This window comes from Bradyrhizobium sp. 195, assembly GCF_023101665.1.
Lineage (GTDB): Bacteria > Pseudomonadota > Alphaproteobacteria > Rhizobiales > Xanthobacteraceae > Bradyrhizobium.
Genome location: NZ_CP082161.1, coordinates 6447087 through 6471369, shown reverse-complemented (window position 1 = coordinate 6471369; position 24283 = coordinate 6447087). Strand labels below are relative to the sequence as shown.

The 24283-nt window shown below is 65.4% G+C and carries 20 protein-coding genes; 13 read left to right on the top strand and 7 right to left on the bottom strand.

The window, feature by feature from the left end; all coding sequences use genetic code 11:
• Window positions 1-15: 15 nt before the first annotated feature.
• Window positions 16-825, bottom strand: a complete 810-nt coding sequence (locus IVB26_RS30280) for a uracil-DNA glycosylase (protein ID WP_247968717.1) — start codon at window positions 823-825, stop codon at window positions 16-18.
• 135 nt (window positions 826-960) lie between these two features.
• Between IVB26_RS30280 and IVB26_RS30275 the strand changes: the two genes are divergently transcribed.
• The 4 genes from IVB26_RS30275 to IVB26_RS30260 all read left to right on the top strand — a co-directional run bounded on the left by IVB26_RS30275 (window position 961) and on the right by IVB26_RS30260 (window position 6978).
• The gene (locus IVB26_RS30275; RefSeq protein WP_247968716.1) at window positions 961-2622 is read left to right on the top strand and encodes an electron transfer flavoprotein-ubiquinone oxidoreductase; all 1662 of its coding nucleotides are present in this window, start codon (window positions 961-963) and stop codon (window positions 2620-2622) included.
• A gap of 304 nt (window positions 2623-2926) precedes the next feature.
• A complete protein-coding gene (locus IVB26_RS30270) occupies window positions 2927-4723 on the top strand; it encodes a tetratricopeptide repeat protein (protein WP_247968715.1) in 1797 nt (598 codons plus the stop codon).
• An 84-nt stretch (window positions 4724-4807) separates the two neighbouring features.
• Window positions 4808-5692 carry a 4-(cytidine 5'-diphospho)-2-C-methyl-D-erythritol kinase gene (locus tag IVB26_RS30265; RefSeq protein WP_247968714.1) on the top strand — a complete coding sequence of 295 codons (885 nt, stop codon included), beginning with the start codon at window positions 4808-4810 and terminating at the stop codon, window positions 5690-5692.
• Window positions 5693-6030: 338 nt separating this feature from the next.
• Window positions 6031-6978 carry an IS110 family RNA-guided transposase gene (locus IVB26_RS30260; RefSeq protein WP_247968116.1) on the top strand — a complete coding sequence of 316 codons (948 nt, stop codon included), beginning with the start codon at window positions 6031-6033 and terminating at the stop codon, window positions 6976-6978.
• 27 nt (window positions 6979-7005) lie between these two features.
• On the opposite strand, the gene IVB26_RS30255 is transcribed toward IVB26_RS30260, so the two are convergent.
• The 3 genes from IVB26_RS30255 to IVB26_RS30245 form a co-directional block, all read right to left on the bottom strand.
• On the bottom strand, window positions 7006-7884 hold the full coding sequence (locus tag IVB26_RS30255) for an alpha/beta fold hydrolase (protein WP_247968713.1): 879 nt from the start codon (window positions 7882-7884) through the stop codon (window positions 7006-7008).
• Window positions 7877-8503, bottom strand: a complete 627-nt coding sequence (locus IVB26_RS30250; RefSeq protein WP_247968712.1) for a LysE family translocator — start codon at window positions 8501-8503, stop codon at window positions 7877-7879. The genes IVB26_RS30255 and IVB26_RS30250 overlap by 8 nt, the downstream gene beginning before the upstream one ends.
• Window positions 8504-8623: 120 nt before the next feature.
• A complete protein-coding gene (locus IVB26_RS30245) occupies window positions 8624-9631 on the bottom strand; it encodes a polyprenyl synthetase family protein (RefSeq protein WP_026202916.1) in 1008 nt (335 codons plus the stop codon).
• 134 nt (window positions 9632-9765) lie between these two features.
• On the opposite strand from IVB26_RS30245, the gene IVB26_RS30240 reads away from it, so the two are divergent.
• The 6 genes from IVB26_RS30240 (at window position 9766) to glyS (ending at window position 15497) form a co-directional block, all read left to right on the top strand.
• Window positions 9766-9993: a putative signal transducing protein gene (locus IVB26_RS30240; RefSeq protein WP_246928408.1), complete on the top strand. Its 228-nt coding sequence runs from the start codon at window positions 9766-9768 to the stop codon at window positions 9991-9993.
• Window positions 9986-10750, top strand: coding sequence for a tRNA1(Val) (adenine(37)-N6)-methyltransferase (locus tag IVB26_RS30235; protein WP_247968711.1), 765 nt, complete (start codon window positions 9986-9988; stop codon window positions 10748-10750). The genes IVB26_RS30240 and IVB26_RS30235 overlap by 8 nt, the downstream gene beginning before the upstream one ends.
• Before the next feature lie 214 nt (window positions 10751-10964).
• Window positions 10965-11873 (top strand): S49 family peptidase, encoded by a 909-nt coding sequence (locus IVB26_RS30230; protein WP_247968710.1) that lies wholly within the window; start codon window positions 10965-10967, stop codon window positions 11871-11873.
• Window positions 11874-11978: 105 nt separating this feature from the next.
• A complete protein-coding gene (locus tag IVB26_RS30225) occupies window positions 11979-12170 on the top strand; it encodes a hypothetical protein (RefSeq protein ID WP_246929943.1) in 192 nt (63 codons plus the stop codon).
• Window positions 12171-12462: 292 nt separating this feature from the next.
• Complete coding sequence (locus IVB26_RS30220) at window positions 12463-13398, top strand: glycine--tRNA ligase subunit alpha (protein WP_247968709.1); 936 nt, start codon at window positions 12463-12465, stop codon at window positions 13396-13398.
• Window positions 13398-15497 (top strand): glycine--tRNA ligase subunit beta, encoded by a 2100-nt coding sequence (gene glyS / locus IVB26_RS30215; protein ID WP_247968708.1) that lies wholly within the window; start codon window positions 13398-13400, stop codon window positions 15495-15497. Before IVB26_RS30220 ends, glyS begins: the two co-directional genes overlap by 1 nt.
• 276 nt (window positions 15498-15773) lie before the next feature.
• Here glyS and IVB26_RS30210 read toward each other — a convergent pair whose 3' ends face one another.
• A complete protein-coding gene (locus IVB26_RS30210) occupies window positions 15774-16127 on the bottom strand; it encodes a DUF1236 domain-containing protein (RefSeq protein WP_247968707.1) in 354 nt (117 codons plus the stop codon).
• Between the two features lie 230 nt (window positions 16128-16357).
• Here IVB26_RS30210 and IVB26_RS30205 point away from each other — a divergent pair, with 230 nt between their 5' ends.
• From IVB26_RS30205 to IVB26_RS30195, 3 genes are all read left to right on the top strand, one after another.
• Window positions 16358-16513, top strand: coding sequence for a DUF3096 domain-containing protein (locus IVB26_RS30205; protein ID WP_008562090.1), 156 nt, complete (start codon window positions 16358-16360; stop codon window positions 16511-16513).
• 96 nt (window positions 16514-16609) lie between these two features.
• A complete protein-coding gene (gene ppdK, locus IVB26_RS30200; RefSeq protein WP_247968706.1) occupies window positions 16610-19561 on the top strand; it encodes a pyruvate, phosphate dikinase in 2952 nt (983 codons plus the stop codon).
• Between the two features lie 477 nt (window positions 19562-20038).
• A complete protein-coding gene (locus IVB26_RS30195; RefSeq protein WP_247968705.1) occupies window positions 20039-21493 on the top strand; it encodes a cell wall hydrolase in 1455 nt (484 codons plus the stop codon).
• 233 nt (window positions 21494-21726) lie between these two features.
• Here the strand turns inward: IVB26_RS30195 and nadC are convergent, their stop codons facing one another.
• Window positions 21727-22605, bottom strand: coding sequence for a carboxylating nicotinate-nucleotide diphosphorylase (nadC, locus tag IVB26_RS30190; protein WP_247968704.1), 879 nt, complete (start codon window positions 22603-22605; stop codon window positions 21727-21729).
• Between the two features lie 11 nt (window positions 22606-22616).
• Window positions 22617-24218 (bottom strand): L-aspartate oxidase, encoded by a 1602-nt coding sequence (locus tag IVB26_RS30185; RefSeq protein ID WP_247968703.1) that lies wholly within the window; start codon window positions 24216-24218, stop codon window positions 22617-22619.
• Window positions 24219-24283 lie beyond the last annotated feature (65 nt).

Genomic DNA, 24283 nt, shown 5'->3' with positions numbered 1-24283 from the left:
GGAGCGTCCGGCCCCTCACGCGCCCGCCAGCGCCTTTGCGATCGCCCGCAGGTCCTGCCAGGCCAGTCGCTTGTAGGACGGCGAGCGCAAGAGATACGCAGGGTGAAAGGTCGGCAGCGCGCGGATGGTGCGCGTACCCGCGTCGTAGTCGAACCAGCGCCCGCGCGTGCGCATGATGCCCTCGCGCGTTCCCAGCAGCGTCTGGGTGGAGGGGTTGCCGAGCGTCACCAGCACGTCGGGATTCACCAGCTCGATCTGGCGCTGGATGAAGGGCAGGCAGATCTGCGTCTCCTGCGGCGTCGGGGTGCGGTTGCCGGGCGGCCGCCAGGGAATCACATTGGCGATATAGGCGGTGGTGCGGTTGAGCCCGATCGCGCCGATCATCAGATCGAGCAGCTTGCCGCTGCGCCCGACGAAGGGCAGGCCCTCGATGTCCTCGTCGCGGCCCGGCGCCTCGCCGACGAACATGATGCGCGCCTGCGGATTGCCGTCGGCGAACACCAGCCGCGTCGCGGTGTGCTTCAGCGCGCAGCCCTCGAAGCTCTGCATCAGCTCGCGCAGCGCCTCCAGCGTCGGCGCGGTGCGCGCGGCCTCGCGCGCCGAGGCGATCGCGACGTCGGGGGCAGGGGCGGCCTCGCCACGCATCACCGCCGGCGCGGAGACCGGCCGCGGTGCCTCGACCGGAGGTGCCGCGCGCGGGGCCGGCGGCGGAGCGTCCAATTCCGCCAGGCGGTCGATCGGTTCCTCCGCGAGCGCGCAATCGATCCCGGCCTCCAGATAGAAGGCGAGAAGCTCGCGGACGGTGGGTGCGGGTTCGGGGATCATTTGGAAAGTCAGACTTTATATCAGTTTAAGCCGCCTTGTATCCCAGCGAAACGCATTTCCGAGGTTGTCCTATCCGGAAAAATCGGAAACAAGAGGGCGCAATCGACCAAGGACCGTCTCAAGGGCTGAGATCAGATGAGCACCGAAGAACTTCCCCCGCGCGAATCCATGGAATTCGACGTCGTCATCGTCGGCGCCGGCCCCTCGGGCCTGGCCGCGGCGATCCGGCTGAAGCAGCTCAACGCCGATCTCAACGTCGTCGTCGTCGAGAAGGGCTCCGAGGTCGGCGCGCATATTCTCTCCGGCGCGGTGATTGATCCGATCTCGCTCGACAAGCTGATCCCCGATTGGCGCGAGGATGCCGACTGTCCGTTGAAGACCCAGGTCAAGGACGACCACTTCTACTGGATGTTCGGCGACACCCGCATCAAGCTGCCGAACTTCGCGATGCCGCCGCTGATGCACAATCATCACTGCTACATCGGCTCGCTCGGCAATGTCTGCCGCTGGCTGGCGCCGAAGGCGGAAGCGCTCGGCGTCGAGATCTATCCGGGCTTTGCCGCGACCGAGGTGCTCTATGACGACAAGGGCGCGGTGCGGGGCATCGCGACCGGCGACATGGGGATCGCCAGGGACGGCACCCACAAGGATTCCTACACCCGCGGCATGGAGCTGCTCGGCAAGTACACGCTGTTTGCCGAAGGCGCGCGCGGCTCGCTGTCGAAACAGTTGATCGCGAAGTTCGCACTGGACGCCAAGAGCGAGCCGCCGAAGTTCGGCATCGGCCTCAAGGAAGTCTGGCAGATCGATCCGGCCAAGCACAAGAAAGGCCTGATCCAGCACTCCTTCGGCTGGCCGCTCAACAACTCCACCGGCGGCGGCTCCTTCCTCTATCACTACGACGACAACCGCGTCGCGGTCGGCTTCGTCGTGCATCTGAACTACGACGATCCGTATCTGTCGCCGTTCGATGAATTCCAGCGCTTCAAGACCCATCCCTCGATCCGCGACGTGTTCGAAGGCGGCAAGCGTCTCGCCTATGGCGCGCGCGCCATCACCGAAGGCGGCTACCAATCGGTGCCGCGGCTGACCTTCCCGGGCGGCGCGTTGGTCGGCTGCGCGGCTGGCTTCGTCAACGTCCCCCGCATCAAGGGCGTCCACAACGCGATGGGCACCGGCATGCTCGCGGCCGAACATCTCGCCGCCGCGCTCGCCGAAGGCCGCGCCAATGACGAGGTCCTCGCCTACGAGAACGCCTGGCGCGATTCCGCGGTCGGCAAGGACCTCTTCAGGATCCGCAACGTCAAGCCGCTGTGGTCGAAGTTCGGCACCTTCCTCGGCGTGCCACTCGGCGCAATCGACATGTGGACCAATCAGCTGTTCGGCATCTCGCTGTTCGGCACGCTGTCGCATGCCAAGCCCGATCGTGCCACGCTCGATCCGGCCAAGAGCCACGCGCCGAAGAACTACCCGAAGCCGGACGGCAAGATCTCGTTCGACAAGCTGTCCTCGGTGTTCCTGTCCAACACCAACCATGAGGAGGACCAGCCCGTCCATCTCAAGGTCACGGACATGAACCTGCAGAAGACCTCCGAGCACGACGTGTTCGCCGGTCCCTCGAATCGCTATTGTCCCGCCGGCGTCTATGAGTGGGTCGAGGAGGGATCGAGTCCGCGTTTCCAGATCAACGCCCAGAACTGCGTTCACTGCAAAACCTGCGACGTGAAGGATCCCAACGGTAACATCACCTGGGTTCCCCCGGAGGGCGGCGGCGGTCCCAACTACGAGGCGATGTAAGAGCGGGCCGGGCAAGCGGATTGGTCGCGAAGTGATCCGGCGCACGTTCGCGTGAGGATGAGGCCGCGACCACCGGTCGCGGCCACGATAAGGCCATAGTAGCGGCGTCTTGGGGCTGCTCCGACCGGTCACTTGGCCGATTTGGAGCGTGCGGAGGGGAACGTCCGGCCCGAATCCTTGCGGCGAAGCGCCAAAAGCGGCATTGTGGCCGGACGGTTCCGGGTCCGGATGCCACCGGCCGCGTTCGCATGCGATACGGCCCTCTGCTGCAAACCCAGGCACTACCAACTCAAGGCGAGCCCTGATGTTTTCAAATCGTTTCAACCGCTGGACTGTTGCCGCCATCGCCCTCATGGGCACAGCGATCGCGACCGTCCCGGGCAGCGTCCTGGCGCAGACGCCGGATCACCCGGAGAACACGGCGGCGCAGTTTCCAACCCGAAATGATCTGAAGTCGCTCACCGGTGCCGGCAGCTATCTCGCCGCCCGGCATGCCAGCGTCGAGCGCGACGCGGCCTCTGCCGCCGCGTTCTACCGCTCGGCCCTGCGCACCGATCCCAAGAACAACGAGCTGCTCGACCGCGCCTTTATCTCGTCGGTCGCCGACGGCGACATCGAGGAGGCGGTCAAGCTCGCCGAGCGCGTTCTCACCATCGACAAGACCAACCGCGTCGCGCGTCTCGTCGTCGGCGTGCATGATCTCAAGGTGAAGAAGTACGCGGCCGCGCAGACCAATATCAGCCAGTCGATCCGCGGCCCGATCACCGATCTCGTCGCCACGCTGCTGTCGGGCTGGGCCGCCTATGGTGCCGGCGATGCCAAGGGCGGTGTCGCCACCATCGACAAGCTGGCAGGTCCCGAATGGTATCCGCTGTTCAAGGACCTTCACGCCGGCATGATCCTCGAGCTCTCCGGCAAGGAGAAGGACGCCGGCACCCGCTTCGAGCGCGCCTACAAGCTCGACGATTCCATGCTGCGCGTCACCGAGGCCTATGCGCGCTGGCTGTCGCGCAACAAGGATTCCGCCGCCGCAACCACTGTCTATCAGGCCTTCGACAAGAAGCTCGCGCGTCATCCGCTGATCCAGGAAGGCCTGCGCGAGACCAAAGCCGGCAAGAAAATGCCTTCGCTGGTCGATTCCGCCCAGGCCGGCGCCGCCGAAGCGCTCTACGGCATCGGCGCCACGCTGACCCGCCGCGGCGGCGAGGATCTGGCGCTGGTCTATCTCCAGCTCTCGCTCTACCTCCAGCCGACGCATCCGCTGGCGCTGCTTTCGCTCGCCGATCTCTACGAATCGGTGAAGCGGCCGCAGATGGCGATCAAGGTGTATGAGCGTGTGCCGTCGAGCTCGCCGCTCAAGCGCAACGCGCAGATCCAGCTGGCCATTGATCTGGATTCCGCCGACCGCACCGACGAGGCGATCAAGATCCTCAAGGGTGTCACCACGGAGGATGCCAAGGATCTCGAAGCCATCATGGCGCTCGGCAACATCGAGCGCGGCCGCAAGAGGTTCGGCGACTGCGGCGCGACCTATTCGCAAGGCGTCGACGTGCTGCCGGCCGGCAACGACAAGGCCAACAGCGTCTGGTACTATTATCGTGGCATCTGCCAGGAGCGTTCCAAGCAGTGGGCCAAGGCCGAGGCCGACATGAAGAAGGCGCTCGAGCTGCAGCCCGACCAGCCGCACGTCCTCAACTATCTCGGCTATTCCTGGATCGACCAGGGCGTGAACCTCGACGAAGGCATGAAGATGATCAAGCGTGCCGTCGAGCAGCGTCCCGACGACGGCTACATCGTCGACTCCCTCGGCTGGGCCTATTACCGCATCGGCAATTACGAGGAAGCGGTGAAGAATCTCGAGCGCGCGATCGACCTCAAGCCCGAGGATCCCACCATCAACGATCATCTTGGCGATGCCTATTGGCGCGTCGGCCGCACGCTGGAAGCCAAATTCCAGTGGTCGCACGCCCGCGATCTCAAGCCCGAGCCGGAAGAGCTGCCGAAGATCGAGGCCAAGATTGCGAACGGGCTGACCGACGACAATTCGAACTCTTCGGCCGCGCAGGCGGAAAAGAAGAAGGACGACGGCAAGGGCGGCTAGGCCGTCGCATGATCCGGAAAAGGTGTAGCGGTTTTCCGATCAGATCATGCGCGACAAACAGGTGAAGTTGGGGGCGTGTCGCCGATGCCGGCGTTGATTGAAGAAGGACGGGCGAAGGTCAATCTCAGCCTTCGCGTCGTGGGCCGTCGTGCCGATGGCTATCATGATCTCGAAAGCGTGGTTGCGTTTGCCGATTGCGCCGACCGACTCACGCTGGAGCCGGGCGGCGAGCTGAAGCTCACCACCACCGGGCCGCTGGCGGAGGCCTGCGGCGAGATGTCCGACAATCTCGTGTTCAAGGCCGCCAAGCTGTTGGCCGAGGCCGTGCCCGGCCTGAAGCTGGGCGCGTTCGCGCTCGACAAGGTGCTGCCGGTTGCGGCCGGCATTGGTGGCGGCTCTGCCGACGCCGCGGCTGCGCTGCGGCTCTTGGCGCGTCTCAACAATTTGTCGCTCGATGATCCCAGGCTCCAGAAGGTCGCGCTCGCGACCGGCGCCGATGTGCCGGTGTGCCTTTTCTCGCGCGCCTGCGACATGACCGGCGTCGGCGAGCAGCTGCTGCCGCTCGCACTGCCGAGCATGCCTTGCGTGATGGTCAATCCGCGCGTGCCTGTAGCCACCAAGGACGTGTTCCAGGCGCTGGGCCTGCGCAACGGCGAACTGCTGGTTGGCGTGACCGACGTCATCCGCGCCCCGGCTTGGCCGGAGGAGGGCGCCTCCATCACCGATTGGGTCGACGTTCTCGAAACCGTCGCCAACGATCTCGAAGCGCCTGCGCTGCGCATCGAAGCTGTCATCGGCGAGGTGCTGGAAGCCTTGCGCTCTTCCGCCGGCGTCAAGCTTGCCCGCATGTCCGGCTCGGGCGCGACGTGCTTTGCGATTTATGGCTCAGCCGCCGATGCCCATGCCGCCGCCGAGAAGATCCGGCGCGACCATTCCGGCTGGTGGGTGCATGCGGGGACGTTGAGCTAGCTGCTTCGTCAAAGACACCGCCGTAGGGTGGGCAAAGCGACTTGTCCGCCGTAGCTCGAAGAGCGAAGGCGGAAGCGTGCCCACCACTTCCAAGAACGTGGGCACGGCGCTGTCGCGCCTTTGCCCACCCTTGTAATAGCGCGATCGTTTATTCTCGACCCGTTCCATGAGGAATGGCCTGCCGCGGTTTGCACCCCGCGACAGGCCGCTGGCGATCGGATCGAGCCCACCCAGAGCAGTTTGTGGCTGCCCCGTAGCGTGATCGCGTCAGCACCTTCATCGGACCCGGATGGTTGCCGGAACAACTTGGTTCGCTTCACAAGGCAGGGTCGACGAAGATGACACAGACTAACATAACGACGGCCGGGATCGATACGTCCAAGGCTAAACTGGACATCGCGGTTCATGGTCGAACCGAACGCTGGCAGGTCGCCAATGCTTTACCGGGTTGGCGCGCTCTGGCAGCAAACCTGGCCAAGGCCGGCGTCACGCGGATCGGGATCGAGGCCACTGGCGGCTATGAACGTGGCGTGGTGGAGCATTTGCGATCGGCCGGTTTTACCGTGCTGTTGCTGCAGCCGCTTCAGGTCAAGGCCTTCGCCAAGGTCCATTTGCGCCGGGCCAAGAACGATGCGCTCGACGCCGTATTGATCGCCGCCTGTGCTGCGGCGCTCGATCCCCCTGAGATCGCGCCGGATCCGCGATTGACGGAATTGGCCGACTATCTGACCTTCCTTGAGCAGATCGAGGAAGATATCCGGCGCTTCAAGACGCGTCTCGAGCACATCGACGAGCCTGCGTTGCGACGCATCGTCAACAGCGACATCGCCCGGTTGAAGGCACGCAAGGCCGCGCAGATTCGTGACATTGCCAAGCGCCTTCGTGCCCACGACGCCCTAGCCATGCGGCTCAAGCTGGTGCTGAGCATTCCCGGCATCGGCGAGCGGACGGCGCTGGCGATCGTCATCCGCATGCCCGAACTCGGACGCGTCAGCCGGGAGCAAGCCGCAGCCCTGGCCGGGCTGGCTCCCTTCGATTCCGACAGCGGACAGCACAGAGGACAGCGCAAGATCGCCGGAGGCCGCAGCCGCCTACGGCGCTCCCTGTTCGCCGCGGCCCTTCCAGCTGCCTTCCGCTGGAACAAGGCCTTGATCGCGCTCTATGCACGCCTCATGGCAAGGGGCAAAGTCCACAACGCAGCACTAATCGCCTGCGCCAGGAAACTCCTGATCTACGCCAATACTGTCGTACAACGCGGCACGCCCTGGACCGAAAAAGTCGCCTAGCCTTTAATGGTTGCTACGGCTGTTGTGCTAACCCGCGCCGTCCGCGTTGAGCCCGAGAAACTGCCGGATCTCGCCTAGCACCTCCTGCGGCTTGTCGTGCTGCAGCCAGTGTCCGGCGCCTGAGATGGTCTCGACGCGCGCGTTCGTGAAATACCGCTCCAGGCCCGCTGATCTGGCACCGGCGAGAAAGCTTTCGCCGGCGTTCAACAGCAGCGTCGGGCAGGTAATGCGCGCCCACAGCGCGACGTGATCGTCAGGCCAGAGCCGGTGCGGCGCCGAGGCGCGCTGATAGGGATCGAACTTCCAGCTATAACTGCCGTCCTCGTTCTGCCGGGCGCCGTGCGTGGCGAGATGCAGCGCGAGGTCGCGGGACAGGCGTCTGTTGTGAAGCACCATCTGCGCCGCTGCATCCTCGAGGGTTGCATAGCGGCGCGGTGTGCGGTCATGCAGCTTGTCGAGCTGGCCGACCCATTTGCTGATGCGCTCGTGCGCCGGGGCCTTCGGCGTATCCGGCAACATGGTCACGCCGTCGAGCACGACCAGCTTCGAGACCTTTTCAGGGAATGACCCCGAAAAGATCAGGCTCACCATGCCGCCCATCGAATGGCCGATGAGAGTCACCTGCGGCGCTGCGATGGTGCGAATGAGCTGGGCGAGATCGTGGACATATTCGGTCAGCGCGTAGCTGCCGCCCTTGGTCCATTCGGAATCGCCGTGGCCGCGCAGGTCGGGCGCGATGATGTGAAAATGCGGCTGCAACGACCGGGCGATGACGTCCCAGCTCCGGCAGTGATCGCGGCCGCCATGGACCAGGATGAGAGGCGGAGCGCTCTCATTGCCCCAATCGGCGTAATGCAGCCGCAGGCCATGCGATTCATAGAAGCGATCCTGCGGGGGGCTAGCCATTTGCCGGCCGCCGCGCCAAGGCCAGCGACAGGCCGAGACCTGCAATGAAGACGCCGGAGCCCTGGGTCAGGCGCCGCATAAGATGCGGCCTTCCAACGAGCTGTGTGCGTGTTGCGGAGGCCATCAGCACCACGACGATATCGGCGAGCGTGTTCAACGCCACCGAGATCGCACCTAACATGATGAATTGCAGCGTCGGGCTCGATCCCGTGGGATCGAGGAATTGCGGAATGAAGGCGAGGAAGAACGCGGCGGTCTTCGGGTTCAACGCCTCGACCAGCACGCCGCCGCGGAAGGCGCGCTTGTCGCCGACGGCTTCGTTCTCGAGCGACAGGCCGGCGCTGCGAAACGTCTTGATGCCGAGCCAGACCAGATAAAGCGTGCCGACGAACTTCACCGCGGCAAACAGCTCGGCGCTGGCAAGGATGATCGCGGAGATGCCCGCGCTGCCGGCGACCACATGAACCAGCCCGCCCAGCGCGGTGCCCGCGGTCGAGGCGAAACCGCTGGCGCGTCCCTCGGACAAGGTCCGTGCCGCGACGTAGAAGATCCCGGGGCCGGGAATTGCGGCAATGAGACAGGCTGCGGCCAGGAACAGCCAGAAATTCGTTTCGATCATCCTGTTTTGGTAGCGCAGCGGACCGCGATTGCAAGGCCTCTCGTTGAGTCCACGCGGCGGAGAGCAGCGCGCTCCTGCCTATCGCCACCACCCTGACGCGCGAGCGTCAGATCGAAGCGCTCAGTGCGACCGCGCCAGGCAGAACGCCACCACCTGCTCCAGCGCGCTCTTCATCGGCGAGGAGGGGAACAGCGCCAGCGCGTCCACCGCCATGGCGCCGTAGTGCTGGGCGCGGCTCAGCGTGTCCTCGAGCGCGCGGTGCTTGTTCATCAGCCCGATGGCATGGTCGAGGTCTGAATCGCCGATCTCGCCACGCTCCAGCGCGCGGATCCAGAACGCGCGCTCGGTGTCGTTGCCGCGGCGGAAGGCGAGCACGACCGGCAGCGTGATCTTGCCCTCGCGGAAATCGTCGCCGGTGTTCTTGCCGAGTTTTGCGCTCTTGCCGCCATAGTCGAGAACGTCGTCGACGAGTTGGAAGGCGATGCCGAGATTCATGCCGACCGAGCGGCAGGCGGTCTGCTCCGCCTTCGGGCGATTGGCGATGACGGGGCCGACCTCGCAGGCGGCGGCGAACAGCTCGGCGGTCTTGCCGCGGATCACGGCGAGGTATTCATCCTCGGTGGTCGCGGTGTTCTTGGCGGCGGCGAGCTGCATCACCTCGCCTTCGGCGATGGTGGCGGCGGCCGCGGAGAGGATGTCGAGCGCGCGCAGCGAGCCAACCTCGACCATCATGCGGAAAGCCTGGCCGAGCAGGAAGTCGCCGACCAAGACGCTTGCCTCGTTGCCCCAGAGCATGCGCGCCGACAGCTTGCCGCGGCGCATCTCGCTCTCGTCAACGACGTCGTCATGGAGCAGGGTGGCCGTGTGCATGAACTCGACGCTTGCTGCGAGCTTGATGTGGCCGTCGCCAGTGTAGCCGGCGAGGTTGGCCATGGCGAGCGTCAGCATCGGCCGCAGGCGCTTGCCGCCGGAGGAGATTAAATGGTTGGCCACTTCCGGGATCATGGTCACGTCCGAACCGGTCCGCGACAGGATCGTGGCGTTGACGCGCTCCATATCAGGAGCGACAAGGGCAACCAGCTCTTCGATCGACGCGCCGGGAGTTTCGAAAGGTACGATGACTGCCACGCCGGTCTCCAATATTTGCCCCGGAAGGGCTATTCTGACGGAAAGACAATAGAAACTGGCAGCGGATGCGGCAAGGCCTGCGGAACCATTGACATTTGCCGCTTTAGCCTCTTTCAGGCAGGAGACCTCTCGTTTTGCGTGAATTGGTTCGGACCAACGATATGGTGCTGGTGTCGGCGATCGGCGCGCTGCTCGACGGCGCCAACATCCATCATCTGGTGCTGGACCAGAACATGAGCATCATCGAGGGCTCGCTCGGCATTTTGCCGCGGCGGATCCTGGTTCATGAGGACGACGCCCAGGAGGCCAGGGACCTTCTCACTGAGGCCGGCCTCAGCCACGAACTGCGCGGCAATGAGTGAGGCCGCAAATATTACCGAGGACGCCTTTCTCGGGGGGCAGTTGCGGCTGAGGCAGAAGCGGTCCGGTCATCGCGCCGGGCATGATGCCATCCTGCTTGCGGCGGCGACCGAGGCCCGGGCAGAGGACCGCGTGGTTGATTTCGGCGCCGGTATCGGCACGGCCGGGCTGGCGCTGGCCCGGCGCATTCCCGGTGTCAGGCTCAGCCTGGTCGAGATCGATCCGGAGCTGGCCGAACTCGCGCGCGACAATGCGGCGGCGAATGCGATTGCCGCCGAGACGATCGTGCTCGACGTCACAGCCGACGCGCAGGTCTTCGCGGCGAACGGGCTGTCGCCCGACAGCGTCGACGTGGTGCTGATGAATCCGCCGTTCAACGATCCGGGCCGGCATCGCGGCTCGCCGGATCAGGCGCGTCACACCGCGCATGTGGCGACGGAGGAGACCCTGCATGCGTGGGTGCATGCAGCGCGGCGCATCCTCCGATCGAATGGTGTGCTGACATTGATCTGGCGCGCAGATGGCATCGCCGATGTCCTGGCGGCGCTGTCGCGCGGCTTCGGCAGCCTTTCGATCCTGCCGGTTCACGGCGAGGCGGGGCGGCCCGCGATCCGCGTGCTGGTGCGTGCAGTCAAAGGCGGCCGGGCCCCGACGCGATTGCTGCCGGGCCTCATGCTCAATGACGAGTCACGCGTGCCTAAAAATGAGACGAGGGAGATTTTGGAGGGGAGAGCGGCCTTGCCGCTGGTGGAGCGGTGACGGCTTACTGCGGAAGCGATTCCGACTGCTGCTCTCGCGGAGACGTCAGGCGGATCGCCATGAACAGCGCACCGATCAGCAGCATCAGCAGGTAGATTTTCATGGCGTTCTCCGCTGCCTCATTGCAGCCTCCCAACGGGAAATCTGCAAAACACGTTCCAGGCACTTCCAATGACAGTCGCGTGATAAGAAATGGTTAAGCAGAGGTAACGGCATGGCCGAACATTTGAACGAACGTGAGAGTTCCGGCCTGGCCGACAAGCTCATGCAATATCTTCCGGCGCGGTTCCGCCCGGGCACGGCAGTGGTGCCGGTGGTGCGGCTCTCAGGCGTGATCGGTGCGGTGACGCCGCTACGCCCGGGCATGACGCTGGCGGGCGTGGCGCGCGTGCTGGAGCGGGCGTTTTCGTATCGGAACGCCAAGGCGGTGGCGCTGGTGATCAACTCGCCCGGCGGCTCGCCGGTGCAGTCGCGTCAGATCTACTTGCGCATCAAGCAGCTCGCGACGGAGAAGAAGCTGCCGGTGCTGGTGTTCGTCGAGGACGTCGCGGCCTCCGGCGGCTACATGATCGCGTGCGCGGGCGACGAGATCATCTGCGATCCCTCCTCGATCCTCGGCTCGATCGGCGTGGTCGGCGGCAGCTTTGGTTTTCAGGAGGCGATCAAGCGGCTCGGCATCGAGCGGCGCCTGTACACCGCCGGTGCGCACAAGGCGATGCTCGATCCGTTCCTGCCGGAGAACCCCGACGACGTCGCCAAGCTGAAGGGGATCCAGCGCGAGATCCACCAGATCTTCATTTCGCTGGTGAGGGGGAGTCGCGGCGCGCGGCTGAAGGGCGACGACGATACCCTGTTCACGGGCGAATACTGGGCCGGCGAGAGCTCGGTCGCGCTGGGGCTGGCCGACAGCATCGGCGATCTCCGCTCAACTCTTCGTGCCCGCTACGGTGAGAAGGTTCTCACCCCCGTGATTGCCCAGCCGACCGGTTTGCTCTCAGGTCTCCTGGGCCGGAAATCGCCCGGCGCGGGCCAGCTTTCGGCCCTGGAATCAATGGCCGGCTTGCCGGACGAGCTGATCTCGGCGGTCGAGACGCGGGCAATCTGGGCGAAATTCGGGTTCTAGGCGACACCCTCCCGCGCCATTTGGTCCTTCAGCCTGCCGATTGCGGCGCAGAACCATCTGCGCAACAATGCACGTGGGGGCTGAGCACTAGACAAGGATCGACCGATGCCGCCGTTCGTCGCTTTTGCGGGCGTCCTGGGTGGGCTTGCCGTGGTCCGCTGGGCCTACAAGACCGCTGTCCGGATCAATCAGGAGCTGGAGGAGATGCGCCTGTCGCGCGTCGCCGAAGCCGCCCATGTGGGGAACATCCAGACGCTGAAACGTGATCCCGTGACCGGAGCTTACCGGCCGGGTTAGCCGGTGCCGTAGGGTGGGCAAAGGCGCTCTTGCGCCGTGCCCACCATTCCCTTCCGCAATCGTGGTGACGATGGTGGGCACGCTTCGCTTTGCCCACCCTACGGCACTGCTTCACACGCTGTCATTCCGGGGCGGTCCAACGGACCGAACCCGGAATCTCGAGATTCCGGGTTCGATGCTTCGCATCGCCCCGGATTGACTGCCATTTCCGCCCCCTTTGCCTTGATTCCCACCCCCGCCGTCGATACGGTCCCGCGCGATTCAAAACCCCCCGCGAGAGCCTGATCTGACGATGGACGCCTCATTGCCCGCCCATATGCGCCCGGAACGCTCGTTCCAGGGCTTCATCCTCGCGCTCCAGCGGTTCTGGGCCGAGGAGGGCTGCGTGATTTTGCAGCCCTACGACATGGAGATGGGCGCGGGCACCTTCCATCCGGCGACCACGCTGCGCGCGCTGGGGCCGAAGCCCTGGAATGCCGCCTATGTGCAGCCCTCGCGGCGGCCCAAGGACGGCCGCTACGGCGAGAACCCGAACCGGATGCAGCACTACTACCAGTTCCAGGTGATCATGAAGCCGTCGCCGCCGAACCTTCAGGAGCTGTACCTGAAGTCGCTCGCCGCGATCGGCATCGATTCCGCCGTGCACGACATCCGCTTCGTCGAGGACGATTGGGAGAGCCCGACGCTGGGCGCCTGGGGCCTCGGGTGGGAGTGTTGGTGCGACGGCATGGAGGTCAGCCAGTTCACCTATTTCCAGCAGGTCGCGGGCTTCGAATGCGCGCCGGTCGCGGGCGAGCTCACCTATGGGCTCGAGCGCCTCGCGATGTATGTGCAGGGGGTCGACCGCGTCTACGATCTCAACTTCAACGGTCGCGACGGCGATGCCAAGGTCACCTATGGCGACGTCTTCCTGCAAGCCGAGCGCGAATACTCGAAGCACAATTTCGAAGTTGCCGACACCGCGATGCTGTTCGAGCAGTTCAAGATGGCGGAAGCTGCCTGCAGGAAATATCTCGACGCGGGCTGGAAGGACGATAAGCGCGAGGCGCATCTGATGGCGCTGCCGGCCTATGACCAGTGCATCAAGGCGAGCCATGTCTTCAACCTCTTGGACGCGCGCGGCGTGATCTCGGTGACCGAGCGGCAGAGCTACATTTTGCGCGTACGCGAATTGGCAAAAGCCTGCGGCGAGGCCTGGATCCACACTGAAGCGGGCGGAGCGGCCTGATGCCCGATCTTTTGCTTGAACTGTTCTCGGAAGAAATCCCCGCGCGCATGCAAGCCAAGGCGGCCGACGATCTGCGCCGCATGGTCACCGACAAGCTGGTCGCTGAAGGCCTCGTCTACGAGGGCGCGAAAGCGTTCGCGACGCCGCGCCGGCTTGCGCTTACCGTGCACGGCATCCCCGCGCGCCAGCCTGACTTGAAGACCGAACGCCGCGGCCCGAAAATCGGCGCACCCGATGCGGCCGTGCAGGGTTTTCTGAAAGCGACGGGTCTGAAATCGCTGGACGAAGCAAAAATCCAGCGCGACCCCAAGGGTGACTTCTACATCGGATTGATCGAAAAGCCCGGCCGCGACGCGATCGATGTGCTCGCGGAAATCCTTCCCGTCATCATCCGCACCTTCCCCTGGCCGAAATCGATGCGCTGGGGCGCGCGTTCCGGCAAGCCCGGCTCGCTGAACTGGGTGCGCCCGCTGCACGCGATCACCGCGACCTTCGGGATCGAGACGGAAGAACCCGATGTCGTGAAGTTCGAGGTCGACGGCATCGAGACCGGCCAGACCACTTACGGCCATCGTTTCATGGCGCCCGCCGCAATCTCGGTGCGCCGTTTCGAGGACTACGAAGCGAAGCTGAAGGCTGCAAAGGTCATCCTCGATCCGGAGGCGCGCAAGGACATCATCCTCGCCGACGCCAAGGAGCTGACCTTCGCGCAAGGGTTCGAACTGGTCGAGGATCAAGCGCTGCTCGACGAGGTCTCGGGCCTCGTCGAATGGCCCGTCGTCATGATGGGTTCGTTCGAAGCGGAATATCTCGCGATCCCGGACGAGGTAATCCGCGCGACGATCCGCAACAACCAGAAGTGCTTCGTGGTCAAGGACCCCAAGACGGGCAAGCTGACCAACAAGTTCGTTCTCACCGCCAATATCGAGGCGACCGACGGTGGCAAGGTCATCGTATCAGGCAACGAACGCGTGATCCGTCCGCGTCTGTCGGATGCGAAATTCTTCTACGAGACGGACCTGAAGACGAAGCTCGAAGATCGCCTGCCGAAGTTCGAGCAGATCGTATTCCACGAGAAGCTCGGCACGCAGGCCGCGCGCATCAAGCGCATCGAGCGCCTGGCCGGGGAGATCGCGCCGCTGGTCGGCGCTGATGTCGCCAAGACCACGCGTGCCGCGCATCTCGCCAAGGCGGATCTGCTGACCGAGGTCGTCGGCGAATTCCCCGAGGTCCAGGGCCTGATGGGCAAGTACTACGCGTTGGCGCAGGGCGAGGATGCGTCCGTCGCCGCCGCTTGCGAGGAGCACTACAAGCCGCAAGGCCCTGCTGATCGCGTGCCCACCGATCCGGTTAGTGTTGCAGTGGCTTTGGCGGACAAGATCGATACGCTCGTCGGCTTCTGGGCCATCGATGAGAAGCCGACTGGGAGCAAGGACCCTTATGCGCTGCGTCGTGCGGCGTTGGGTGTGATCAGGCTGATTGCGGAGAACGCGTTGCGGCTGTCGCTCATGAAGGTGGCGGCGTCCGCGCTCGCCGGCCTGTCGGTGAAGCCGGCCGATGCGCAGAAGCTCCCAATCGATCTGCTCGCCTTCTTCGCCGATCGCCTCAAGGTCCAGCTCCGCGAGCAGGGCGCACGTCACGATCTCGTTGATGCCCTGTTTGCGCTCGGCGGCCAGGATGATCTCCTGATGATCGTCCGCCGCGTCGAGGCGCTCGGAAAATTCCTCGAGAGTGACGACGGCAGGAATCTGCTCGCCGGCACCAAGCGCGCCGGCAACATCCTCTCGATCGAGGAGAAGAAGGACAAGCGCACGTTTGACGGCGCGCCCGATGCTGCGCTCTATGGCCTCGCTGAGGAGAAGGCGCTGGCCAAGGCGATCGGTGAAGTGAAGACGGAAGCCAGCGCTGCGGTCGCCAAGGAGGATTTTGCCGCCGCGATGAGCGCGATGGCGAAGCTGCGTCCGCCGGTCGATGCGTTCTTCGAAAAAGTTCGCGTCAACGACGACGATGCGAAGGTGCGCGAGAACCGCCTGAAGCTGCTGAACGAGATCCGCAGTGCTACGCGTGCGGTGGCGGATTTCTCGAAGATCCAGGACTAGGTCTCGTGCCCCGGACGCAGCCGCAGCGCTTCTTCAGCGGTGCGCTGCAGAGCCGGGGCCCATGCTGGCCGCGTGCACGGAGCTTCTGGGTCCCGGCTCTGCGTCGCAACGCTTGCGCGTTGCGCCTTGTCCGGGACACGAGCGCCCAATAAAAGTGCCCCGCCCGGCGGGGGGAAGACCGGGCGGGGCCTGATGTCCGATTTTCACTGTTCGCGCCAGCCTGATTGAAGTGACGCGCCGGACATCTAGTCGATCAGTGCTCGTTGTCGATCAGTGCTAGTTCAGCACCTCGACGATGCGGCGTGAGCGCGGTTCGACCAGCACGGTCTCGCCGTTCACGACGGTGTAGCGATAGGTGGTGGCGCCGAAGCGTTGCGGCACGTCATAATAAGTGACGCCGCTTTCGGGTAAGGTAGCGCCGACCACCACGCGATCCGGAATCCGGAAGGGCGGCACACGTTGTTCGACGACATACTCGCGGAAGGCCGGCCGCTGGTCGGTCGCAATGGTCGGGGCGCTGTCGACCACAGCGGGCGCGCGTCCGACGGTGACACCGCTTTGCGCCTGCGCCGCAAGGGGCGAGCCGATCGCGGCCGCGAGCGCTGCAAGAGCAAGAATCCTGTTCCGCATGGACAACTCCTTCGACGTGATTTTATTTTCGGACGCGCCAGTGGCGCAGCCGATTGGCCAATGCATGCACCCTTCTCAATGTTCCGGGAAAAGGCCCGCCGCATTCGCGGCAATTTCAGGCAGTTTTCGTGGGTGCCGGAACTCGCACTGCCTGTTGCGCGTCTCTACTCGCGGAACCGGGAGGGCTATGATCCGCCCGCGATTCGCCCCACCTCCACAGAAAGATAGTCATGCACATCACCGTCGCCCACATTTCGCCGATCCTGTCGTTGATTGCGGGCGTGCTCATCCTGATCATGCCGCGGCTCCTCAACTTGATCGTCGCGATCTTCCTCATCGTGAACGGCGCGATCGGGCTCGGGCTCCTGAAGTGGCTCCGCTTCTAGGCGTTCATTTTCCGGAACTGTCCGACTTGCGCGGGCCCGCCCAAAATGGTGTAAGGCCCGCGAATTCCCATTCCTCTCGCAGGTTGTGTGCAAGCTATGGCCAAAGCCGCCTCGAAGCCCAAGAAAATCCCGGCGAAAATCCCAGCGAAATCAAAGTCCTCCGCCGCCGCTAAGGCCGCGCCGCCGGCCCGCAAGGTGCTGGCCAAGAGCGCGCGGAAGACGGTCGCCAAGCCGGCTGCAAAGCCTGCCGCCAAGACCGCTGCAAAGCCGGCGGCCAAGGCCGTGACCAAGGCGGCTCTGCCGAAGGTCGCTGCGAAGCCTGCGCCGAAGAAGGCTGCGCCCGCCAAGGCGGCTCCCGCAGGCATCAAGGCCGGCAAATGGGTGTACACGTTCGGTGACGGCAAGGCCGAGGGCCGGACGGAGATGCGCGACCTGCTCGGCGGCAAGGGCGCCAACCTCGCCGAGATGGCCAATCTGGGCCTTCCCGTGCCTCCCGGCTTCACTATCCCGACCTCGGTCTGCACCTACTTCTACGCCCACGACAAATCCTACCCGAAGGAGTTGCAGGCACAGGTTGAGAAGGCGCTCGACCATGTCGGCAAGTTGACCGGCAAGGTGTTCGGCGACACCAAAAACCCACTGCTCGTCTCGGTGCGCTCCGGCGCGCGCGCCTCGATGCCGGGCATGATGGACACGGTGCTGAACCTCGGCCTCAACGACCAGACCGTGGAAGCGCTGTCGGAATTGTCGGGCGACCGCCGCTTCGCCTATGACAGCTATCGCCGCTTCATCACCATGTATTCGGACGTGGTGCTCGGCTTCGAGCATCATCACTTCGAGGAAATCCTCGACACCTTCAAGGACGGCCAGGGCTACACGCTCGACACCGACCTCACCGCCGACGACTGGGTCGACCTGGTCGGCAAGTACAAGGACGCGGTCGCGCGCGAGACCGGCAAGGATTTTCCGCAGGATCCGCACGACCAGCTTTGGGGCGCGATCGGCGCCGTGTTCTCATCCTGGATGAACGCGCGCGCGGTGACCTACCGCAAGCTGCACGACATTCCGGCTGACTGGGGCACCGCGGTCAATGTGCAGGCCATGGTGTTCGGCAACATGGGCGAGACCTCGGCGACCGGCGTTGCCTTCACCCGCAACCCCTCGACCGGCGAGAGCAAGCTCTACGGCGAGTTCCTGATCAACGCGCAAGGCGAGGACGTGGTGGCGGGCATCCGCACGCCGCAGGACATCACCGAGGAAGCGCGCAAAGAGTCGGGCTCCGACAAGGCGTCGATGGAAGCGGCGATGCCCGAGGCCTTCAAGGAGCTGACGCGGATCTACACGCTGCTCGAGAAGCACTACCGCGACATGCAGGACATGGAGTTCACGGTCGAGCAGGGCAAGCTGTGGATGCTCCAGACCCGCGGCGGCAAGCGTACTGCGAAAGCCGCGCTGCGCATCGCGGTCGAGCTCGCCAATGAAGGGCTGATCAGCAAGAAAGAAGCGGTCACCCGCATCGATCCGGCTTCGCTCGACCAGCTGCTGCATCCGACCATCGATCCCAACGCCAAGCGCGACGTGATCGCGACCGGCTTGCCGGCGTCCCCGGGCGCGGCCTCCGGCGAGATCGTGTTCTCCTCGGATGAAGCGGCCAAGCTTCAAGCCGACGGACGCAAGGTCATCCTGGTCCGCATCGAGACCAGCCCGGAAGACATCCACGGTATGCACGCCGCCGAAGGCATTTTGACCACGCGCGGCGGCATGACTTCGCACGCCGCGGTGGTCGCGCGCGGCATGGGCAAGCCCTGCGTCTCCGGCTGCGGCACCATCCGCGTCGATTACGGCCGCGGCACCATGAGCATCGGCTCGCGCACCTTCAAGACCGGCGACGTCATCACCATCGACGGCTCGCTCGGCCAGGTGCTCGCCGGCCGCATGCCGATGATCGAGCCGGAGCTGTCCGGCGAGTTCGGCACGCTGATGGCCTGGGCCGACCAGGTCCGCAAGATCGGCGTCCGCGTCAATGGCGACACGCCTGATGACGCGCGCACCGCGATCAAGTTCGGCGCCGAAGGCATCGGCCTGTGCCGCACCGAGCACATGTTCTTCGAGGAGACCCGCATCCGCACCGTGCGCGAGATGATCCTCTCCGAGGACGAGCAGTCCCGCCGCGCCGCGCTCGCAAAACTGCTGCCGATGCAGCGCGCGGACTTCGTCGAGCTGTTCGAGATCATGAAGGGCCTCCCGGTCACGATCCGGTTGCTCGATCCGCCGCTGCACGAATTCCTGCCGCACACCCATGCCGAGGTCGAGGAAGTGGCGCGTGCCATGAACACCGACCCGCGGCGTCTGGCCGACCGTGCGCGCGAGCTCTCGGAGTTCAATCCGATGCTCGGCTTCCGCGGCTGCCGTATCGCGATCGCGTATCCCGAGATCGCCGAGATGCAGGCCCGCGCGATCTTCGAGGCCGCGGTCGAGGCCGAGAAGCGTACCGGCAAGGCCGTCGGCCTCGAGGTGATGGTACCGTTGATTGCGACCAAGATGGAGCTCGACCTCGTCAAGGCGCGGATCGATGCCACCGCGCAGGCGGTGATGCGCGACACCAACACCAAGCTGACCTATCAGGTCGGCACCATGATCGAGCTGCCGCGCGCCTGCCTGCTGGCGGCCGAGATCGCGCAATCGGCCGAGTTCTTCTCGTTCGGCACCAACGACCTCACGCAGACGACCTACGGCATCAGCCGCGACGACGCGGCGAGCTTCCTCGGTCCCTACGTGACGAAGGGCATCCTCTCGGTCGATCCCTTTGTGGCGCTCGACCAGGAAGGCGTCGGCGAGCTCGTCAAGATCGGCGTCGCGCGCGGCCGCAAGACCCGCCCGAAGCTCAAGGTCGGCATCTGCGGCGAGCACGGCGGCGATCCCGCCTCCGTCGCCTTCTGCCACAATATCGGCCTCGACTACGTGTCGTGCTCGCCCTACCGCGTGCCGATCGCCCGTCTCGCCGCCGCGCAAGCCGCGCTCGGCAAGGCGATCGCAAGCCAGGCGTAAGCGACGAGTTGAAATGCTGAGAGCAAAGAGGCGGGGCCGCAAACCCCGCCTCTTTTCATTTGGGGCGACACTCCATCCACACCGTCATTGCGAGCGCAGCGAAGCAATCCAGAATCTTTCCACGGAGACAGTCTGGATTGCTTCGTCGCAAGAGCTCCTCGCAATGACGAGCTTGAGGCAACGCGCGTGTGAGCGCATTGCGCAACACCGGGAACCCACGCGCGTCCCGTAATGATACGTCCGCGCAAGAGTTCCTTCACCATTCGCGTTGACCGATCGTTTACCGCTTCGCATGACGCGGCATTTACCAACGCGCATCATCACCCCGTGAAAACACCTGCAATCGCTTGAGTGTGCTGGACGCGCAACGCCGATTAACGCCCCGGCAACCTAAATTAGATACTTACGATAAAGATCGAATTGCACGGATGTACTGCGGCTCGATTTTTCTGGCGTAAGCGTAGCGTGAGCGTAACGATGTCAGTGTTGCGTAACCATCCGAAGGGCGCGCGGTTCGCGTCCTTCGGCATCGGTCTCTGCATCTTCGCATTGATGCCGAGAGAGACCGGCTATCAGGACATTGCCTCTCTGCTGGCGCGCCAACCCGGCGTCGCCGAGCGTTGGCAGAAGCAGGTGTTCTCCGCGGCGTCCTCCATCCAGCTCGCCACCTACAGTTTTTCGCGCCCCATTGGCACCTCGGTCCCGCAGAGCGCGATGGTTCGCCTCGCGAGCATCGATGGTCGCGACGTCACCGGCGCGATCAACCGCAACCCGGCGCTGCAGGCGCCGCCGCGCTACCAGGCCGCCGATTTTCCCAAGGTCGATCGCTCCATGAAGGGTGATCGCCTCGCAACCGTCGCACCGACCGAGGCTCCCGAGACGGCCGCGCCTGCTGCGGCGCCGGCGCAGGAGGATCCCGCGACGTCGAACAGCTCGGTGTTCGGCACCAAGACGGCCGCGTTGCCACAGGCGATGTCGCCGGAATCCGCGGCCGCGCTCGACCCCGAGCTCCAGGAAGCGCTGCGCGCGCCGCCGCTGCCGCAATATGCCAATCCACCGCAGGCCAGCGACACTGCGCGCGCGTTCGCGGTCCAGCCCCTCGAAGCGCTGAAGCAAGCGACTGTTCCGGCTGCACCGGCGCGCGATCCGTTCCGGGTGAAGACCTCGAACCTGTTCTTCGGCAGCTCCTCGCTCGGCGGCAATCTCGAGAGCATCGAGAGCTGGCAGCCTGGCGCCGAGCCGCTGATCGTGATGCCCGACCCCGACATGAAGGTGACAGCCTCGCTGTCGCCGCCCACAGTGGACATTGCCAAGGACATCGAGAGCGGCGAGAGCGTCGCGCCGAAGGGCGAGGTCAACGCCGACAACCAGCGCACCAGGTCACCGGCGGAACGGCTCGCGCTCGACGACAAGTCGCGCGCGAAGTCCGAGAAGTGCCTCGCGGAAGCGGTCTATTTCGAGTCCCGCGGCGAGGCCGTCCGCGGCCAGATGGCGGTGGCGCAAGTCGTGATGAACCGCGTGTTCTCCGGCAAATATCCGGATACCGTGTGCGGAGCGGTCTATCAGAACAAGCACCGTCATCTCGCCTGCCAGTTCACCTTTGCCTGCGACAACAATGCCGACGTGATCCGCGAGCCCGAGATGTGGGAGCGCGCCAAGAAGATCGCGAAGGCCACGCTTGACGGCCAGATCTGGCTGCCCGAGGTCGGCAAGTCCACGCACTATCATGCCTATTGGGTGCGTCCGTCCTGGGTCGCCGAGATGAAGAAGATGTACAAGACCGGCGTGCACACCTTCTACCGCCCGCGCGCCTGGGGCGACGGCAGCGAGGTGCCGAGCTGGGGCACGCCCGCGCAGACCGCGGCGCTCTCCGCCGAGCTCGCGCAGGAAGCCAAGAGCTCCGCGGAGATGGGCGTGAGCGAGCGGCGCTGAGGCAATCAATCGTCGCCCCAGTGAAGGTGCGCTCCCTCTCCCGCTTGCGGGGGAGGGTTGGGGAGGGGGTGTTTCCGCAGGCGAGAACCCCCGTATGGAGAGAGCTCCCACCCGGCGCTTCGCCATAGCCGAGGCTTCGCCTCGGCGTTCTTCAGATGACGGCCGCCGCGGGCAGCCTTTGCCTCCCCGCAAGCGGGAGAGGTGCAGCCAGCCCTGGGCGAAGAGCTGTGGCCTCACGTCTCGATATCCAGCGCGCAGTCGAAATTTGGCGCCGAATGCGTCAGCGCGCCCGCTGAGGCGTAATCGACGCCGGTCGCGGCGATGGCCGCAATCGACTCCAGCGTGACGCCGCCTGATGCCTCCAGCTTGAGACGGCCCTCGTTCATCCGCACGGCCTCACGCAGCGTGGCAAGATCCATGTTGTCGAGCAGCACGGCGTCGGCCATCCCCGTCGCCAGCACCTCGCGCAGTTGCGACAAGGTGTCGACCTCGATCTCGATCTTGACGAGGTGGCCGGCATGGGCGCGGGCGCGCTCCAGCACCGCACCGACGCCGCCGGCGACCGCGATGTGGTTGTCCTTGATCAGGATCGCATCGTCGAGGCCGAAGCGGTGATTGAAGCCGCCGCCGCACCGCACCGCGTATTTCTCCAGCGCCCGCAAGCCCGGCGTGGTCTTGCGCGTGCAGCAGATGCGCATTCTCGTGCTTTCGGTGCGCGCAACATAATCCGCCGTGAGCGTGGCTACGCCCGACAGGCGGCCGACGAAGTTCAGCGCGGTTCGCTCCGCGGTGAGAACGGCGCGCGCGGGGCCCGTGATCGTCAGCAATTGCTGTCCGCGGGCAACGCGTGCGGCGTCACGCATCTGCGCGCGCACCTCGATGTCGGGCGAGAGCTTTCGCAATGTCGCCAACGCCAGCGGCAAGCCGGCGATCACGCCGGACTGGCGCGCGACCAGCACGGCTTGCGCCTTGGTCGCTTCCGGCATCGTCGCGAACGAAGTGATGTCGCCGGCGCGGCCGAGATCCTCGTCGAGCGCGCGCTGCACGGCTTCGTCGATGACGAGCGGGGAAAGGAAGGCGTCGGGGTTGAGCAATGAGGTCGGGTTGATCATGGGGGACTCCATCAGGCGATCATGGGGCGGGCCGCGCGCGGCAACGGGCTCAGGCATTCTGCGATATCGCGCGCCGCGGCGAGCGTGGTCATCGTTCTCTGCGCCAGCGCAGGGATTTCGTCCGCATGGTCGGAGCGGAAATGCGCGCCGCGGCTTTCGCGTCGGCTCCAGGCCGAGGTCGCGACGAGCAGGGCCGACGTCGCCATGTTGCGGAGCGTGATGCTCGTTGCCTCGCGTTCGAGCGCGGCGAAGTGGTTCACGGCCTCGGTGAGCCCGTCGCCCTCGCGGACCACGCCGACATGCGCGCTCATCATCGCCCGCAGCCGCTGCACGACTGCGGCATCCGGCGTGCCGCCGCGCGGTGCGACCGGTGCGTCGGGAAGGCGGGCAGGCGAGGGGAGCGCACGGCCGGCGATGTCGTCGGCAATTCGTGCGGCGTAGACCACGGCCTCGAGCAGCGAATTCGAGGCGAGCCGATTGGCGCCGTGTGCGCCGGTTGATGACACTTCGCCGCCGGCCCAGAGCCCGTCGATCGAGCTGCGGCCGCGTTCGTCCACCGCGATGCCACCCATATGATAATGCGCGGCGGGCGCGATCGGGATGATTTGCGTCGCCGGGTCGATGCCGGCGGCGATGCAGCTCGCATGCACGGTCGGAAATCTGTCGGCGAAGCGCGCGCCCAGCGCCTGGCTCGCATCGAGAAAGGCGCCGCACCCGGCCGCGATCTCGGCGAACACCCCGCGGGCCACGATGTCGCGCGGCGCGAGCTCGGCGAGCGGGTGGCGCGCCGCCATGAAGCGCTCGCCATCGCTGTTGACCAGTATCGCGCCTTCGCCGCGCAGCGCCTCGGTGGCGAGCGGCGCCGGATCGCGTCCGACCCTGATGGCGGTGGGATGGAACTGCACGAATTCGGGGTCGGCGATCACGGCCCCGGCGCGCGCCGCGATGGCGAGGCCGGATCCGCTGGCCTCGAGTGGATTGGTGGTAACGGCATAGAGATGCCCGATGCCCCCGGTGGCAAGCACCACCGCGCGCGAGGCGAGCAGGAACGGCCTCGCCGACGTGTTGACGGCCTCGCGCAATTGAAGGCCGGCGACGGCACCGCCCTCGGTCAAGAGGGCTTCGGCGACGACACCTTCGATGACTCGTATCGACGGCGTGCGGCGCACAGCTTCGCTCAAGGCCGCGATGATCGCCGCTCCAGCCCCGTCGCCCCGCACATGCACGATGCGCCGGGCGGAATGCGCAGCTTCGCGTCCCACGGCGAGTTTGCCTTCGAGATCGCGATCGAAAGGAACGCCATAGGCCAGAAGATCATGAATGCGCGGCGCGGCCTCGCGCGCGATCCCAATTGCGACCGCCTCGTCGACAAGGCCGCCACCGACCGCGACGGTATCGGCGGCGTGCGCTTCCGGCGTGTCGCCTTCGGCCACTGCCGCGGCGATGCCGCCTTGCGCCCATGCCGATGATGCACCCTGTCCGAGCGGCGCGGCCGAGATCAAGGTCACCGGCCGCGGCGCGAGTCTCAGCGCACAGAACAGTCCGGCAAGGCCGCCGCCGACGATGACGACGTCGTCGGTGCTGCGGGTGAGGTTGTGGATGTTGTTGGTCATGATGTTTCCTCTTGCTCCACCGTCGTCCCCGCGAACGCGGGGACCCATACGCCGCAGCGGAAATT